Below are 16866 nucleotides of genomic sequence, written 5' to 3' on the forward strand. Positions count from 1 at the left end.
GCGACGCCCTCAAATTCAGGCAAAATAGCGGACTGATGCCGGAAGGCGCGAGCAACCATGTTGCGTGCGGCCGCAGCGGCGCGTCGGCGCCCGCGCAGGTCCACAGCAGCCGGCGGTCCTTTTTCAACCCGTTTCTGGATGTCGAGACAAGCGATGAGTAATCAGCAACCCACCATCATCTACACCCTGACCGACGAAGCTCCGCTGCTCGCGACCAGCGCCTTTCTGCCGATCATCCGCACGTTCACGGCTCCGGCCGGCGTCAATGTGGAAACCAGCGACATCTCGCTCGCCGGGCGCATTCTCGGCGAATTCCCAGAATTCCTGTCCGAAGAACAACGCGTGCCGGACAACCTCGCCGAACTCGGCCGCCTCACGCAGCTTCCCGACACCAACATCATCAAGCTGCCGAACATCAGCGCGTCGGTGCCGCAGCTCGTCGCCGCGATCAAGGAATTGCAGGGCAAGGGCTACAAGGTGCCCAACTATCCGGAAGAGCCGAAGAACGACGAAGAAAAGGCCATCGCGCAGCGTTATTCGAAGTGCCTCGGCAGCGCGGTGAACCCGGTTCTGCGCGAAGGCAATTCGGACCGCCGCGCGCCGCTCGCCGTCAAGAACTACGCGAAGAAGCATCCGCACAGCATGGGCGAATGGAGCATGGCGTCGCGCACGCACGTCGCGCACATGAAGCACGGCGACTTCTATCACGGCGAAAAGTCCATCACGAACGACAAAGCGCGCGAAGTCCGCATGGAACTCGTGACGAAAGGCGGCGAAACCATCGTGCTGAAGCCGAAGGTCAAGCTTCAGGAAGGCGAGATCGTCGACAGCATGTTCATGAGCAAGAAGGCGCTCATCGCGTTCTACGAAGATCAGATGGAAGACGCGCGCAAGACCGGCGTCATGCTCTCTCTGCACGTGAAGGCGACCATGATGAAGGTCTCGCACCCGATCGTCTTCGGCCACGCGGTCAAGGTGTTCTACAAGGACGCGTTTGCCAAGCACGCGAAGCTCTTCGAAGAGCTCGGCGTGAACGTCAACAACGGCCTCGTCGATCTGTACTCGAAGATCGATGCGCTGCCGGAATCGCAGCGCGATGAAGTCATCCGCGATTTGCACGCGTGCCACGAACATCGTCCCGCACTGGCGATGGTCGATTCGGCGAAGGGCATCTCGAACCTGCACGCGCCGAACGACGTGATCGTCGATGCGTCCATGCCGGCGATGATCCGCGCGGGCGGCAAGATGTGGGGCGCCGATGGCCGTCCGCAAGACACGAAGTGTCTGATTCCGGAAAGCACGTTTGCGCGCATCTATCAGGAAATCATCAACTTCTGCAAGACCAACGGCGCATTCGATCCGCGCACGATGGGCACGGTGCCGAACGTCGGCCTGATGGCGCAGAAGGCCGAAGAGTACGGCTCGCACGACAAGACCTTCGAGATTCCGCAAGACGGCACCGCGCGTATCGTCGATAACGCGACGAACGAAGTCATCGAATCGCTCACGCAGGAAGTAGAGCAAGGCGACATCTGGCGCATGTGCCTCGTGAAGGACGCGCCGATCCGCGACTGGGTGAAGCTCGCCGTCACGCGCGTGCGCAACTCGGGCATGCCGGCGGTGTTCTGGCTCGACCCGTATCGTCCGCACGAAAACGAGCTGATCAAGAAGGTCGAGAAGTACCTGAAGGATCACGACACGGAAGGGCTGCACATCGAAATCATGTCGCAAGTGCGCGCGATGCGTTACACGCTCGAGCGCGTGATCCGCGGCCTCGACACGATTTCCGTGACCGGCAACATCTTGCGCGACTACCTGACGGACCTGTTCCCGATCATGGAACTCGGCACGAGCGCGAAGATGCTATCCATCGTTCCGCTGATGGCGGGCGGCGGCCTGTATGAGACGGGCGCGGGCGGCTCGGCGCCGAAGCACGTGCAACAGCTGGTGCAGGAAAACCACCTGCGCTGGGATTCGCTCGGCGAGTTCCTCGCGCTGGCGGTATCGCTGGAAGAACTCGGCATCAAGAGCAACAACGCGAAGGCGAAGCTCGTCGCGAAGGCGCTCGACGCCGCCACCGGCAAGCTGCTCGACAACAACAAGGGGCCGTCGCCGAAGACCGGCCAGCTCGACAACCGTGGCAGCCAGTTCTACCTCGCCATGTACTGGGCGCAGGAACTGGCGAATCAGACGGACGACCGCGAACTCGCCGAATTGTTCGCGCCGCTCGCGAAGCGCCTCGCCGAAAGCGAGCAGAAGATCGTCGAGGAACTGAACGCCGTGCAGGGCAGCGAAGCGGATATCGGCGGCTATTACAAGCCTGAAGATGCGAAGCTCGCCGCCGTGATGCGTCCGAGCCAGACGCTCAACGCCGCGCTCGCGCAGGCGCAGTCGAAGTAACGTGGCATGGGGCGCGGGCAGCGACGCCCGCGTTCCTTATCGCGTTGGCGTCCATGCCAACGCGATTTCTCTCAGAACGCCCTCGCAGCGTTCCGTCAAAGCGGCGACTCAGCCCGCGTCGACTCACAGCATTTGGTTACAACGTGTGCCGGCTCGCAGGCAGGGGAGCGGGTAAAATCCTTGGCCTCGCTGCCAGCTTCGCAAGACATTCCACTTCGCATGAATCTACATGACCAGCTCGGCGCGCTGGAGTCGAGCCTCGATGCGCTCCTCCGGGCCGCCACCGTTTCCCCTGTCATCGGCGCTGCCGACGAATCTCCTACAGACGCCATGGCCGAGCCGCCCGCGCCGCCGCCGCCCCGCGCGGACGAGGCCCAGGAAACCGCGCTCACCGCTCAAGCGCCCGCCGACCCCGAGCCCGAGACGCCGCCCGCGCTGACGGTTTCGCGCCCGGACCGCGACACGATTCAGATGACCATCGCGGGCAAGTCGGTGCTGCTGAATCCGGAGGGCGTGTCGGAGTTGATCGAGGAGTTGTCGAACGTACGGGCGTCGATGTCGGTGGAACAGCCGATGGGCGTCGCGCCCGGCTGGCGTTTCGCCGCGACGAAGAATCCGGTGATGGCGGTGCAGAAGCACGCGAACGGCGACCGCCTCCTCATCATGCGGCACACGGGTCACGGCTGGGTGCCGTTCACGTTTTCGCCGGATATGGTCGTCGAACTCTACGCGATGCTGACGCGGCGCTAAGTCCGACGCCGCCTTCCGTCAAGAACCTTCCTGCGTCGGCGCCTGCACCCGCGCCTTCCATTGCCCGCCCTTGCCGCGCCAGTAGCGCACGGCCGAACCGAACGTCGCGGAGACGTAGAACAGCGCGACGAACGGCAACAGCGGCGCCCACAACAACGACCGCCGGTAGTAACGCAGCATCGGCCCGTAGGCGATGCACATCATCGCCCAGGCCGCGCAGGCGGGCCACGCACGCGCACCCCATGTCAGCGCGAACACGGGCGGAACGAGGTAGATCAGCGCCATGCCGAGCATCGTGCCGGCCAGCAGCAGCGGCGAATAGCGCAACTGCGTGAACGCGGTGCGCGCGATCATGTTCCAGATTTCGCGCCAGTCGTCGTAGGGACGCAGCGACTCGCTGCGCTCCGCGAGATCGAGGCGAATGGGCCGCGCGTCCGCCCTGCCCGCGCGATGCTTGATGCGCAGGGCGAGACTGCAATCGTCGATCAGTTCGCCGCGAATCGATTCGATGCCGCCCGCTTCCGCCAGCGCCGAACGGCGCGCGAGCATGCAGCCGCCCGCCGCGCCCGCCGTCATCTTGCGCGTGTCGTTGACCCACGCGAACGGGTACAGCTTCGCGAAAAAGAACACGAACGCCGGGATCAGCGCCTTCTCCCACGGCGAGTCGCAACGCAGGCGCACCATCAGCGAGACGAGATCGCGGTCTTCCAGAATCGTACGCGCGACGAGCTGCGTCGCGGCATCGGCCGGATGGTAGATGTCGGCGTCGGTGAGCAGCAGGAATTCGGCGGGAAGACCCAGCGAGTCGATTGCATCGATGCCCTGCGACTGCGCCCACACTTTCCCCGACCATCCCGGCGGCAGCGGCTTGCCGGTCAGCACGGTCAGGCGGTCTTCGAGTCCGAGGTCGCGGGCGGCGGCGAGCGCGGCGGCGGCGGTGCCGTCGGTGCTGTGATCGTCGACGACGACGACGTGGAACGCGCCCGCGTAGTCCTGCTTCAAGAGCGAGCCGACCGCGCGGCCGATCACGTCGGCTTCATTGCGCGCGGGCACGACGGCGACGAGCGCGGGCCACGCGCCGCGTCGCGCGATCTCCGAGTTGCCGACGGCGTGCACGGTCGCGTCCGAAAGCGCGGGCGCGGCTTGCGCGCGCCAGAACCCGCCGCGCGCGAAAAGCAGCACGTTCCAGATCAGAAATGACAGCCAGGCGATCAGTAGCATGAATTAGACGAAGACTTTGAACCGCAGTGCGGGCCGCGCACTCATGCACGCGGGGATACGGCGAAGAACACGTTGCACGGAGGACACACGAATCAGGCGGCGAGCGGCCTGCCGAAACCAGCCGCCAAGCATTCGCACGGCGCGCGAATCGCGATGCGGCGGCATTTGCAGCGCCCCGAGCGTCCGACAGTTTAATGGCTTTGACCAACTGGCGTATTTTCATGGCGCCGCCGCGCCTTCGCGAGCGCCGCGCAGCGAGCGCCCAAAAAGGGAACGCGTTAGAATACACGGCCAACCTTGGCGCGCAGACAAATTTACCGGTCCTTCTTCCGGTGTGCTTTCCGGCTTTTGCAGGCATTGCGTATGCAATGCTTCGCAATTGAAGCGTCAGTCGCGCGCCCGTAACCCGAAACCCGCGCTAGTCGGAGTTCGCTCGAACATGCGTATCATCCTTGCTCAACCCCGCGGCTTTTGTGCGGGCGTGGTCCGTGCGATCGAAATCGTCGATCGGGCGCTCGAACGGCATGGCGCTCCGGTGTACGTGCGCCATGAGATCGTTCATAACCGACACGTCGTCGATAATCTGCGTGGCAAGGGCGCGCGTTTCGTGGAAGAACTGGATGAAGTGCCGCAAGGCGCGGTCGCTATTTTCAGCGCGCACGGCGTGGCGCGAAGCGTCGAACGCGATGCCGAGGCGCGCGGTCTCGATGTGCTCGACGCCACCTGCCCGCTCGTGACGAAAGTCCACGTGCAGGGCCGGCAGTATGTATCGCAAGGACGCACGCTGATTCTGATCGGTCACGCGGGGCATCCGGAAGTGGAAGGCACCGTCGGTCAGATTCCCGGCAACGTCGTGCTGGTCCAGAGCGAAGCCGAAGTCGACACGATGTCGCTGCCGTCCGACACGCCGGTCGCCTACGTCACGCAGACGACGCTTTCGGTCGACGACACGCGCGGCATCATCGATGCCTTGCAGCGCCGCTTCAGCGATATCGTCGGGCCGGACACGCGCGACATCTGCTACGCGACGCAGAACCGGCAGGCTGCGGTGCGCGAGCTGTCGACGCAAGTGGACGTGCTGCTCGTGGTCGGCGCGACCAACAGTTCCAATTCGAATCGTCTGCGGGAGATCGGCACCGAAAGCGGCGTGCCGAGCTATCTGGTTGCAGACGGTTCCGAGATCAAGCCCGAGTGGTTTGCGCATGCGCAGACGGTCGGCATCACGGCGGGCGCTTCGGCGCCCGAAGAAATGGTCGAACATGTGATCGATGCCCTGCGCGCATTCGGACACGTCGAAGTGACGACGATGAACGGCCGCGAGGAAAAGGTCGAATTCAAACTCCCCGCGAAGTTGCTGCAACCGCTCGCCGCGCTGTCGGCCACGGCGGCCACGGCGATTCGCGAAGAATAAGGAGAGGACGCAATTGTCTATTCCGATGCTTCAGAAAGTCCGCGTTGGCGCGTATATCGCCCGCCAGCATTTTTCGCGCAACAAGCGTTATCCGCTCGCGCTGATGCTGGAGCCGCTGTTCCGCTGCAATCTGGCGTGTAACGGCTGCGGCAAGATCGACTATCCGGACCCGATCCTGAACCAGCGCCTGTCGCTGGAAGAATGCCTGGGCGCCGTCGACGAATGCGGCGCGCCGGTCGTCTCGATCGCGGGCGGCGAGCCGCTCCTGCACAAGGAAATGCCGCAGATCGTGAAGGGCATCATCGAGCGCAAGAAGTTCGTGTATCTCTGCACGAATGCGCTCTTGATGGAAAAGAAGATGGACGACTACCAGCCGAGCCCGTACTTCGTCTGGTCCGTTCACCTCGACGGCGATCAGGCCATGCACGACCATTCCGTGTCGCAGGACGGCGTGTACGAGAAGGCCACGAAAGCGATCCGCGAAGCCAAGCGCCGCGGTTTTCGCGTGAACATCAACTGCACGCTGTTCAACGATGCCAATCCGGAACGCGTCGCGCAGTTCTTCGACACGCTCGGACCGATGGGCGTGGACGGCATCACGGTCTCGCCGGGCTACGCGTACGAGCGCGCGCCGGACCAGCAGCACTTCCTGAACCGCGACAAGACCAAGACCCTGTTCCGCGAAATCTTCAAGCGCGGCAACAACGGCAAGAACTGGTCGTTCAGCCAGTCGGCCATGTTCCTCGACTTCCTCGCGGGCAACCAGACGTACCAGTGCACGCCGTGGGGTAACCCCGCGCGCACGGTGTTCGGCTGGCAGCGTCCGTGCTATCTGCTCGGCGAAGGCTACGCGAAGACCTTCAAGGAACTGATGGAAACCACCGAGTGGGAAAAGTACGGCACGGGCAACTACGAGAAGTGCGCGGACTGCATGGTCCACAGCGGCTTCGAGGCGACCGCCGTGATGGACACCGTGGCGCATCCGCTGAAGGCGCTCGGCGTGTCGATGCGCGGGCCGCGCACGGAAGGCGCGTACGCGAAGGAACTGCCGATCGACAAGCAGCGTCCGGCCGAGTACGTGTTCTCGAAGCACGTCGAGATCAAGCTGGAAGAGATCGGGCGGGCGCAGAAGAACAAGGGGTCGAAGACGGCTGCAGCGGCGCATTGAGTTTCGGTTGAGCGGTAATAAGGACGAAGGGCGGATGGCAGGGTCATCTGCCCTTTTTCTTTTGCGGCTACCAGATCGTCCTGACGTGCTCGTATTCGCGGATCAACCGATCCCTCGTCACGATGGGCGCCGACAGCGCACGCGCCGTTGCCACGATCAAGCGATCCGCCGGGTCATTGTGAAACTGCCCCGGCAAGTCGATCGACTTGATGGCAATGCTGCTATCCACCGGCATGAAACGCACGGCGTCGATTCGGTTCAGTTTGTCGATCCAGTCGCCGACGTCCATGGAAAGTCCGATCTTGCCGCGCCGCACGAGCAGCGCGATTTCCCAAGCCGAGATGGTCGATACGACGATCTCGCCCCGTTCGCCTGATTCCTTCTCGATTGCCGCGCGCGCCTGCTTGCTCAGTGCGCCTCCGCTGACCCACCATAGAAGCGTATGGGTGTCCAGCACGATCACCGGTACGCCTCCCAGTCGTCCTCGCCGATCGGCTCGAACGGGTCTTCGCAAAACAGCACGCTGCCGCGCAACTCCTCCAGCGGCGTCAGCGCCGAGTCGTCATACCGCCTGATTTCCAGCACGGGCTTTCCATGGTCCGTCACGATCATGCTTTCTCCTGTCGATTCGACGAGCCGAAAATATTCAAGCGCCTTTGCCTTGAACTCTGATTTCGACACTCGCTTGTGAGACATGATATCCGCCCTAGTCACGTGATGGTGGTCATTTTAGGCTCGGCCGGATGGAATAGGCAAAGCGGACTTTTTCGACCTCAAAAGAAAAACGCGACGGCTTTCACCGTCGCGTTCGCACTCACTGCCTTCAAGCGTCAGTCAAAGATCAACAACACTTCCCTGCCCCCGACCCATACCTCGCCTCCTGCCGCTCGCGAAAGAACTCCGCGTACGTCATCACGGGCTTGTCGGGATGCGTGGTCTGCATGTGCGTGACGTACGCATCGTAATCAGGCATGCCGACCATCAGGCGCATTGCCTGGCCGAGATACCGTCCCGCCTGTCGAAGATCGCTGAGCATATCGGTCACTCCAGAAGTCAATGACCCGCGCGGACCGTCGCGCCGCCGCCCGTGGGCATCGGCTCGAACGGCGTTTCGCGCACCGTCGGCCGCGCCTCGCGGCGCGCGCGCAGCACGACGAGCACGCCGTACACCGCAATGCTCACCACGACGAACATGAACAAACCCGACAGCGCGGCATCGACGTAATCGTTGAAGATGATGCGCTGCATCTCCGGCAACGACTTCGCCGGCGCCATCACCTTGCCCGCGTCGAACGCGTCGCGCAGCTTGCCGGCATGCGCGAGGAAACCGACCTTCGGGTTCGCGTCGAAGATCTTCTGCCAGCCGGCAGTCAGCGTGCAGATGAGCAGCCACACGGTCGGGATGATCGTCACCCACGCGAAACGCTCGCGCTTCATCTTGAACAGCACGACGGTGCCGAGCGTCAGCGCGATGCCGGCGAGCATCTGATTCGAGATGCCGAAGAGCGGCCACAGCGTATTGATGCCGCCGAACGGATCGACCACGCCCTGATACAGGAAGTAGCCCCACGCCGCGACGCACAAGCCCGTGGCGATCAGATTGGCCACCAGCGATTCCGTGCGGCGCAGCGCCGGATGGAACGTGCCGAGCAGGTCTTGCAGCATGAAGCGCCCGGCGCGCGTGCCGGCATCGACCGCGGTCAGAATGAAAAGCGCCTCGAAAAGAATCGCGAAGTGATACCAGAACGCCATCATCGCCTGGCCGCCGATTACGCGATGCAGAATCTCCGCCATGCCGACGGCAAGCGTCGGCGCGCCGCCCGCACGCGCGACGATGGTGGTCTCGCCCACGGCCTTCGCGGTCGAGGTGAGCATGTCCGGCGTGAGCGTGAAGCCCCACGACGTCACCGTGTGCGCGATGGCGTCCGGCGTGGTGCCGAGCAGCGCGGCCGGGCTGTTCATCGCGAAGTAGACGCCGGGCTCGATCACGCACGCGGCGACGAGCGCCATGATCGCGACGAACGATTCCATCAGCATCGCGCCGTAGCCGATAAAGCGCATGTTCACTTCGTTGTCGATCATCTTGGGCGTGGTGCCCGACGAGATCAGCGCGTGGAAGCCCGACACCGCGCCGCACGCGATCGTGATGAAGAGGAACGGGAACAGGTTGCCCGCCCAGACCGGACCCGAGCCGTCGACGAACTTCGTGAACGCGGGCATCTTCAGTTCCGGCGCGACGATCAGAATGCCGATCGCGAGGCCGAGAATCGTGCCGATTTTGAGGAACGTCGAAAGATAATCGCGCGGCGCGAGCAGCAGCCACACCGGCAGCACGGAAGCGATGAAGCCGTACCCGATCAGAATCCACGTCAGCTGAATGCCCGTGAACGTGAAGAATGGCGCGAGCGTCGGCGATTGCGCGACCTGTCCGCCGTAGGTGATCGCGAGCATCAGCAGCACGAAGCCGATGATCGACACTTCGCCGATCCGCCCCGGACGAATGAAGCGCGTATAGATGCCCATGAAGAGCGCAATCGGAATCGTCGCGGCGACGGTGAACGTGCCCCACGGCGAATTCGTGAGCGCCTTCACGACGATCAGCGCGAGCACTGCGAGAATGATCACCATGATGAGGAACGCGCCGAACAGCGCGATCACGCCGGGCACGGTCCCCAGTTCCATCTTGATGAGATCGCCGAGGGAGCGGCCGTCGCGGCGCGTCGAAATGAATAGCACGACGAAATCCTGCACCGCGCCCGCGAACACGACGCCCGCGAGAATCCACAGCATGCCGGGCGTGTAGCCCATCTGCGCGGCCAGCACCGGACCGACGAGCGGACCCGCGCCTGCAATCGCCGCGAAATGGTGGCCGAACAGCACGTATTTGTTGGTCGGCACGTAGTCGAGGCCGTCGTTGTGGCGCACGGCCGGCGTCATGCGCAAGCCGTCGAGCTTCAGCACCGTTCCCGCGATGAAGCGCGAATAAAAGCGATACGCGATGAGATACACGCAGACCGCCGCGATGACGATCCATAGTGCGCTGACCCGCTCGCCGTGCCCGAGCGCGATGGTGCCGAATGCGAACGCGCCCAGCAGCGCGAGCGCGATCCATACCAGGAATCCGGAAGCCCGATTCATGGTGTCTCCTTTTTGAGTAAGTCTTGGATGTCCGCCCGCGCGGCTCGAGCCGTGGGGCGCCTCGGGCGTGTAGTATTCGCCTTCGTCCCGGACCTCACAACCGGACAACTACGTACGCGCTCTACGCGGTACTACGTAGAGCATCGAACGTTCCAGCGTCATGAACCTGAAAGCCAAGATTGTTTTGCTCGCCATCGTGCCGTTCGCGCTCGCCATCGGCGGGATCGAGTATGGCGTGCGCCAGCAGGCGACGACGCTCGCCCGCGCCCAGCACGCGACGCTGCAAACGGCGTACATGTCGAGCAAGGAAGTCGAGTTGCGGCATTATGTCGAGCTGGCGAAGAGCGCCATCGCGCCGTACTACGACGCGCGGGCAGACGATCCGCGCAGCGACGACGAACGCCGCCAGCTTGCGCTCGATGCGCTGCATCGTCTGGATTTCGGCCGCGACGGCTATTTTTTCGTCTACACGATGCACGGCAAGTCGCTGATGCATCCCCGTCAGCCGAACCTCGTCGGGCGCGACTTGTGGACCATGCGCGATCCCGCAGGCGAACTGACCATCCAGCAACTGATTCGCGAAGCGTCGAAGGGCGGCGGCTACGTGCGGTACGTGTGGCAGCGGCCCTCGACCGGGCAACTCGCGCCGAAGCTCGGGTATGTCGTGCCGCTCGAACGCTGGGGCTGGATGATCGGCACCGGCATCTATCTGGAGGATGTCGAGACGGCGCTCACGCGCATCGACGGTCAGGCCGCCGCGAACATCGACCGGACCGTGATGTGGATCGGCGGCATTGCGCTGGCGGCGCTCGGCGTGATTGCGTTGTGCGGCGCGGTGCTCAATATCAGCGAGCATCGCAGCGCGGACGCGAAGCTCAAGCGGCTCGCGCGGCAGGTGGTCGAATCGCAGGAGCACGAGCGGGCGCGGCTGTCGCGCGAACTGCACGACGGCATCAGCCAGATGCTGGTGTCCGTCAAGCTGCTGCTGGAATCGGCGCTCGCGCGCTTTGAACGCGCGCCCGCGCGCGAGACCGCCGCCGAAGCCGCGCTCGCCACGGGCCTCGGGCGTCTCGCCGCGACTTTGCGCGAAGTGCGCCGCATCTCGCACGCGCTGCGCCCCACGATGCTCGATGATCTCGGCCTCGCCGCCGCGCTGGAACAACTCGCGCGCGAGATGGACGGGCAGGACGGCATCGAAGTGCGCTTCGAGCGGACGGCGGGCGGCAAGCCGTCCACGCTGCCCGATCCGGTCAATACGGTGCTATTTCGCATCGCGCAGGAGGCGCTGAACAACATTACGCGGCACGCGCGCGCCACGCGGGCGACGCTCGCGCTGGATGTGGCGCCGAACGCAGTGCGGCTCGTCGTCAGCGACAACGGCCGCGGTTTCGACGCGCCATCCGCGCTCGCCGATCCGGCGAGCGGTCTCGGCCTGCGCAACATGCGCGAACGGCTCGACACGCTCGGCGGCACGCTCGCCATCCAGTCGCAACTGGGCCGCACGGCGCTCACGGCGCATGTGCCGCTGCCGCTGTCCGCCCCGACTCTGCAAGGATTGTCCGATGACGCCTGAACCCGCCCAACTGCTGCTCGTCGACGATCATCCGCTCGTGCGCGACGGCCTGCGCGCGCGGCTCGAAGCCGTGCCGCGTCTGTCGGTCATCGGGGAAGCGGGCAACGGCCACGAGGCGCTCGCGCTCGCCGCCGACGAAGCGACCCGGCCCGATCTCGTGCTGATGGACGTCGGCATGGCGGGCATGAGCGGCATCGAACTGGCGGCGCGGTTCCACGAATGCTTCCCCGCTATTCGCGTGCTGATGCTCTCGATGCACGACAACGTGGAATACGTGATGCAGGCCGTGCGCGCGGGCGCGAGCGGCTACGTGCTGAAGGATTCGCCCGCCGCCGAAATCATTCAGGCGATCGACGCGGTACTCGCCGGCAAGACCTTCTTCAGCGCGGGACTGGCCGCCCGCATGATTCAGGCTCAGGCGATGCAAACGCCGCTCGAACGCCTGACGCCGCGCGAGCGCGATATTCTCGATGCGCTCGCAGAGGGCCTGTCGAGCAAGCAGATTGCAACGCAGCACGGCCTGTCGGTCCGCACGGTCGAGACGCACCGGCTCAATCTGAAGCGCAAACTGTCCATCGATGGACAGGCGGAGCTGATCAAGTTCGCCGTGGAGAATCGGCGCGGCTAGTTCAGCCGGCCGAGCGCGCGTTGTGTTCGGACAGGTATTTAATCAGGCCGTCCACGCCGCCCTTCTGAAGCTGGCCGGCGAACTGCTGCTGATAGACCTGGATAAGCCAGGCGCCCATCATGTCGATGTCGTAGATTTTCCAGCCCTGCGCCGTCTTGCCGAGGCGATAACGCACGGGGTTGTCGCCGCCCGTCGACACGACGTGCGATTCGACCACGGCGTCTTTCGCGCCCGCGTCGAGGTTCGGTGGATCGAAGCGGAACGTCACGTCCTGATCCCGCAATTGCGCGAGCGAAGCCGCATACGTGTGCACGACCAGCGTCTGGAACTGGTCGTAAAGCTGCTTTTGCTGCTCGGGCGTGGCGCTGGCCCACGCCTTGCCCAATGCAATGCGCGTGGTGCGCTGAAAGTCCGTGGCGGGCAAAAAGCGCGCTTGCACGAGTTGCGTGATCTTCGCCATGTCGCCGCCGCGCGCTTGCGGGTCGGCCTTCATCGCGTTGACGGTGCCTTCGACCGCGCTTTTGACGACGGCCTCCGGGCTCGTTTGTGCGACCGCCGCGCCGGAAAACGACAGCGTGGCGAGGAGAAAAGCGAAGCAGACAGACAGATAGCGTTTCATGGCACCCGTTCTCTAATGATCCAATTGTTCGGCGCAACTCGCGAGGCGGTCGAGCCAGTATATCGACAGACCAGTGGGCCGACAGTTCACCGCGCTCCCGACCGCGCCGTCTCCACCGGTATACTTGCGCGGCATCAACCGTCGTCGTTGGACTCGCGGTTCGGCCGCCAAAGCGAAAGCCGGCGCGAACCCGGCAGCGCCATCACGCGGCTCGCGACATGCGGTCCGCGAAAATAACAGGACACACCAGGTAGCGTCTTCATGCTGACGTCCAACATTACCCGTTTCGTCACGCTCGCCATTCGCCGGCCGGCGTGGATTATCGCCGCTTCGATTTTGCTCGGCATCCTCTCCACGATTTATGTCGTTCACCACTTCAAGATCAGCACCGACGTCAGCCAGTTGATCGAAAACGAGCCCGAATGGGCAGCGCGCGGCGACGCCATCGAGCAAGCCTTTCCGCAGCGCGGCGCCACGCTTTTGATCGTGGTGGAAGCGCCCGCCGCCGAATTCGCCGATGCCGCCGCGAACGAACTCGCCGCCGCGCTCGCCAAAGAGCCGGACCGCTTCAAGTCGGTCTCGCAGCCGGAAGGCGGCGAATTTTTCGCGCACAACGGCCTGCTTTATCTGCCGACGGACAAGGTCGATCAGATCACGAAGCAACTCGTGCAGGCGCGCCCGCTCATCAACACGCTGGCGCACGACCCCACGCTCACGGGCCTCGCGCAGACGCTGAACACGACGCTCAATGTGCCGTTGATGCTCGGTCAGGTCAATCTCGGCCAAATGGCCAATCTGCTCGGCCGCAGCGCGACCGTGCTGGACCGCGTGCTCGCGAACCAGCCCGCCGCGTTCTCGTGGCGCGATGTCGCCAATCCGGGCGGCGACGGACCCGGTCGCGCCTTCATCACCGTGTTGCCGCAGCTCAACTTCAGCGCGCTGAAAGCGGCGGCCGGCACGTCCGATGAAATCCGCGCGGTGGCCGCGAAGCTCGGCCTCGACAAGCGATACGGCGCGACGCTGCATCTGACGGGCGCGCAGCCGCTCGCCGACGAGGAATTCGCCTCCGTGCAGGACGGCGCGGCGCTCAACGGCGCGCTCACTTTCCTCGTCGTGCTGATGATTCTGTGGGTCGCGCTGCGCTCGAAGCGCATGATCCTCGCGGTGTTCATCACGCTGTTCGTCGGACTGTCGGTGACGGCCGCGCTGGGCCTCATGATGGTCCACGCGCTGAACATGATTTCCGTCGCGTTCATGGTGCTGTTCGTCGGGCTGGGCGTGGACTTCGGCATCCAGTTCGGCGTCAAGTATCGCGAAGAGCGGCATCGGCACAAACGGCTCGACGTCTCGCTCGCCGAAACCGCGCGGCATGTGGCCGTGCCGCTCACGCTCGCCGCGACCGCCACGGCCGCGAGCTTCTTCTCGTTCCTGCCGACCGCGTATCGCGGCGTGTCGGAGCTCGGGCTGATCGCGGGCGTCGGCATGTTCGTGGCGTACGTGACGAACATGACGCTGCTGCCCGCGCTCATCAAGGTTTTCGCGCCGCCCGGCGAGCCGAAAGCGCCCGGCTTTCCGATGCTCGCGCCCGTCGATGAATTCCTCGACCGCAATCGCAAGCCGGTGCTGATCGGCACACTCGTCGTCGTGATCGGCGCGCTGCCGCTGCTCTGGCACTTGCGCTTCGACTTCAATCCGCTGCATCTGAAAGACCCGCGCACCGAGTCGATGGCGACGCTCATCTCGCTCAAGGACTCGCCCGAAGCCGCGGTCAACGATGTCGCCGTGCTCGCCCCCTCGCTCGCGGACGCGGACCGCATCGCCGCGAAGCTGGACACGCTGCCGGAAGTGGAACGCGCGACGACGCTTTCGTCGCTCATTCCCGCCGATCAGCCCGCCAAGCTGAAGCTGATCCAGGCCGCCGCCGCTCAACTGCTGCCCGCGCTGGATCAGCCGGTGGCGTCGCCCGTGACGGACGCGGTGCGCGTCGCCACGCTCAAGCGCGTTTCGAGCCAGCTTTCGCTCGCCGCCGACGAGCATCCCGGCACAGGCGCGCCCGAAGCGAAGCATCTGTCGGCGACACTAGCGAAGCTCGCGCAAGCCGATGCCGCCACGCGCGACCGCGCCGAGCACGCGATGGCCGAGCCGCTGCGCCTCGCGCTCGCGCAGCTTCGCGCGCTGTTGCAGCCGAGCGAAATCGCGCGCGCGACGCTGCCGCCCGCGATGGTCGAGTCATGGGTGACGCCGGCCGGTCAGGCGCTCGTGAACGTCTCGCCGAAAGCGCCGCCGGGCGTCGATCCGAACGACGACACGCTGCTCGCGCACTTTGCGGACGCCGTGCAGCGCGTCGAGCCGAACGCGATCGGCGGGCCGATTTCCGTGCGCCATTCCGCCGAGGTCATCATCGCCGCGTTCGAGCATGCCGCGCTGTATTCGCTTATCGCCATCACCGTGCTGCTCTGGATCGCGCTGCGTCGTTTCGGCGATGTTCTGCGAACTTTGGTACCGTTGCTCGTTTCGGCGATCGTGACGCTGGAGTTGTGCGTCGTCTTCCGCATGCCGCTCAACTTCGCGAACATCATCGCGTTGCCGCTGATGCTGGGCGTCGGCGTCGCGTTCAAGATCTACTTCGTGATGGCATGGCGGCAAGGGCAGACGCGCCTTCTGCAATCGAGCCTCACGCACGCCGTGATGTTCAGCGCGGCCACCACCGCCACGGCTTTCGGCAGTCTCTGGTTTTCGCATCACCCGGGCACGTCGAGCATGGGACGGCTGCTGGCGCTGTCGCTCCTGTGCACGCTGATCGGCGCCGTGGTGTTTCAGCCGGTGCTGATGGGCAAGCCGCGCAAGGTGCGCGCGGCGGACCGCGCGAGGCTGCGTGCGAGCCAGCGGCATGACAATCTAAGAGGAATTGAAGAATGACAATGGCTCCAGCGGCGCCTGCCGCTGCTGCGCTTCGCAAGCTGGCGACGAGTCTCGCCGTGGCAGGCGCAGTTCTGATGGCTGGTTGCGCGACGGGTCCTGACCGCAATCCGCACGATCCGCTCGAACCGATGAACCGGACCATCTTCACGTTCAACGACAGTGTGGACACGTACGTGGCCCGCCCGGTCGCGCAGTTTTACGTGAACTGGACGCCGAGCCCGTTCCGCACGGCGGTCAGCAACTTCTTCTCGAATCTGGGCGATTTCAGCAACTTCGCGAACAACCTGCTGCAGTTGAAGATCACGGACGCCACGGAAGACTTGATGCGTATCGCGATGAACTCCGTGTTCGGCATCGGCGGGCTGATCGACATTGCATCGCCTGCGGGCTTGCCCAAGCATCATCAGGATTTCGGGTTGACGCTCGGTCACTACGGCGTGCCGTCGGGGCCGTATGTAGTGCTGCCGCTGCTCGGTCCGAGTTCGGTGCGCGATTCGACGACCTGGCTCGTCGACTGGCGGGTGAATCCGGTGAGCTATGCGGACGCCGAACTCCGTTGGCCGCTGTATGGGGTGAACTTCGTGAGCGCGCGCGCGGACTTGCTCGGCGCGACCGATCTGCTCTCGCAAGCGGCGCTCGACAAATATGCGTTCGTGCGTGATGCCTACACGCAGCGCCGCCAGTATCTGCTGACGGGCGGCGGCACGTCGGCGACGCTGCCCGATTACGGCGACGAAGGCGCGAGCGCGCCCGAAGGAGCCAGCGCGCCGGAAGGCGCCAGCGCGCCGGAAGGCGCCAGCGCGCCGCAAGGAGCCAGCACGCCCGGCAGCGGCAGCAGCGAGCAAGGCTTGCCGAACTATGTCGATCCGGGCGCGGCGGCATCGCCTGCGGGCGGCGTGGGGCCGAAATCGCCGGCACCGGGCGCGGGCGAGACACCGAGCGCGCCGTCGCCCAATTGGAGCAAGGCGCAGGGCCTTCCTCAGTACGAAGATCCGGCGCAAAGCAAGTAAAGCCGCTGCCGGTACTGCTGCAAAAC

15 protein-coding genes are annotated in these 16866 nt (G+C 64.6%); 9 read left to right on the plus strand and 6 right to left on the minus strand.

Translation table 11 applies throughout. The annotated features are described in order from the left end of the window. Positions 1-153: 153 nt before the first annotated feature. On the plus strand, positions 154-2400 hold the full coding sequence (locus GV035_RS28025; protein ID WP_159839213.1) for an NADP-dependent isocitrate dehydrogenase: 2247 nt from the start codon (positions 154-156) through the stop codon (positions 2398-2400). 219 nt (positions 2401-2619) lie between these two features. Next, positions 2620-3150 carry a hypothetical protein gene (locus tag GV035_RS28030; protein ID WP_159839215.1) on the plus strand — a complete coding sequence of 177 codons (531 nt, stop codon included), beginning with the start codon at positions 2620-2622 and terminating at the stop codon, positions 3148-3150. 18 nt (positions 3151-3168) lie between these two features. On the opposite strand, the gene GV035_RS28035 is transcribed toward GV035_RS28030, so the two are convergent. Further along, positions 3169-4371: a glycosyltransferase gene (locus tag GV035_RS28035; protein ID WP_159839217.1), complete on the minus strand. Its 1203-nt coding sequence runs from the start codon at positions 4369-4371 to the stop codon at positions 3169-3171. A gap of 194 nt (positions 4372-4565) precedes the next feature. Between GV035_RS28035 and GV035_RS28040 the strand changes: the two genes are divergently transcribed. From GV035_RS28040 to hpnH, 3 genes are read left to right on the plus strand one after another with little or no spacing between them, the layout of a single operon-like run. Next, positions 4566-4754 (plus strand): hypothetical protein, encoded by a 189-nt coding sequence (locus tag GV035_RS28040; RefSeq protein WP_159839219.1) that lies wholly within the window; start codon positions 4566-4568, stop codon positions 4752-4754. Positions 4755-4810: 56 nt separating this feature from the next. Next, positions 4811-5782, plus strand: coding sequence for a 4-hydroxy-3-methylbut-2-enyl diphosphate reductase (gene ispH, locus GV035_RS28045; protein ID WP_159839221.1), 972 nt, complete (start codon positions 4811-4813; stop codon positions 5780-5782). Positions 5783-5795: 13 nt separating this feature from the next. Continuing rightward, the gene (gene hpnH, locus GV035_RS28050) at positions 5796-6950 is read left to right on the plus strand and encodes an adenosyl-hopene transferase HpnH (protein ID WP_159839223.1); all 1155 of its coding nucleotides are present in this window, start codon (positions 5796-5798) and stop codon (positions 6948-6950) included. Positions 6951-7017: 67 nt separating this feature from the next. Here hpnH and GV035_RS28055 read toward each other — a convergent pair whose 3' ends face one another. From GV035_RS28055 to GV035_RS28070, 4 genes are all read right to left on the minus strand, one after another. Then, a complete protein-coding gene (locus GV035_RS28055) occupies positions 7018-7413 on the minus strand; it encodes a type II toxin-antitoxin system VapC family toxin (RefSeq protein WP_201304083.1) in 396 nt (131 codons plus the stop codon). After that, positions 7410-7649: a type II toxin-antitoxin system Phd/YefM family antitoxin gene (locus GV035_RS28060; RefSeq protein WP_159839411.1), complete on the minus strand. Its 240-nt coding sequence runs from the start codon at positions 7647-7649 to the stop codon at positions 7410-7412. Before GV035_RS28060 ends, GV035_RS28055 begins: the two co-directional genes overlap by 4 nt. 142 nt (positions 7650-7791) lie before the next feature. Continuing rightward, the gene (locus tag GV035_RS28065; RefSeq protein ID WP_159839225.1) at positions 7792-7986 is read right to left on the minus strand and encodes a YbdD/YjiX family protein; all 195 of its coding nucleotides are present in this window, start codon (positions 7984-7986) and stop codon (positions 7792-7794) included. Positions 7987-8003: 17 nt separating this feature from the next. Beyond that, positions 8004-10088 carry a carbon starvation CstA family protein gene (locus GV035_RS28070; protein WP_159839227.1) on the minus strand — a complete coding sequence of 695 codons (2085 nt, stop codon included), beginning with the start codon at positions 10086-10088 and terminating at the stop codon, positions 8004-8006. Between the two features lie 160 nt (positions 10089-10248). On the opposite strand from GV035_RS28070, the gene GV035_RS28075 reads away from it, so the two are divergent. After that, entirely contained in the window at positions 10249-11661 is a 1413-nt protein-coding gene (locus tag GV035_RS28075; RefSeq protein ID WP_159839229.1) for a cache domain-containing protein, read from the plus strand. Beyond that, on the plus strand, positions 11651-12289 hold the full coding sequence (locus tag GV035_RS28080; RefSeq protein ID WP_159839231.1) for a response regulator: 639 nt from the start codon (positions 11651-11653) through the stop codon (positions 12287-12289). The genes GV035_RS28075 and GV035_RS28080 overlap by 11 nt, the downstream gene beginning before the upstream one ends. Position 12290: 1 nt before the next feature. Here GV035_RS28080 and GV035_RS28085 read toward each other — a convergent pair whose 3' ends face one another. Next, entirely contained in the window at positions 12291-12908 is a 618-nt protein-coding gene (locus GV035_RS28085) for an MlaC/ttg2D family ABC transporter substrate-binding protein (protein ID WP_159839233.1), read from the minus strand. A 261-nt stretch (positions 12909-13169) separates the two neighbouring features. On the opposite strand from GV035_RS28085, the gene GV035_RS28090 reads away from it, so the two are divergent. Beyond that, entirely contained in the window at positions 13170-15827 is a 2658-nt protein-coding gene (locus GV035_RS28090; protein WP_159839235.1) for an MMPL family transporter, read from the plus strand. Beyond that, on the plus strand, positions 15824-16840 hold the full coding sequence (locus tag GV035_RS28095) for an MlaA family lipoprotein (RefSeq protein ID WP_236572893.1): 1017 nt from the start codon (positions 15824-15826) through the stop codon (positions 16838-16840). Before GV035_RS28090 ends, GV035_RS28095 begins: the two co-directional genes overlap by 4 nt. Positions 16841-16866 lie beyond the last annotated feature (26 nt).

The organism is Burkholderia sp. 8Y (genome assembly GCF_902506145.1).
GTDB lineage: Bacteria > Pseudomonadota > Gammaproteobacteria > Burkholderiales > Burkholderiaceae > Caballeronia.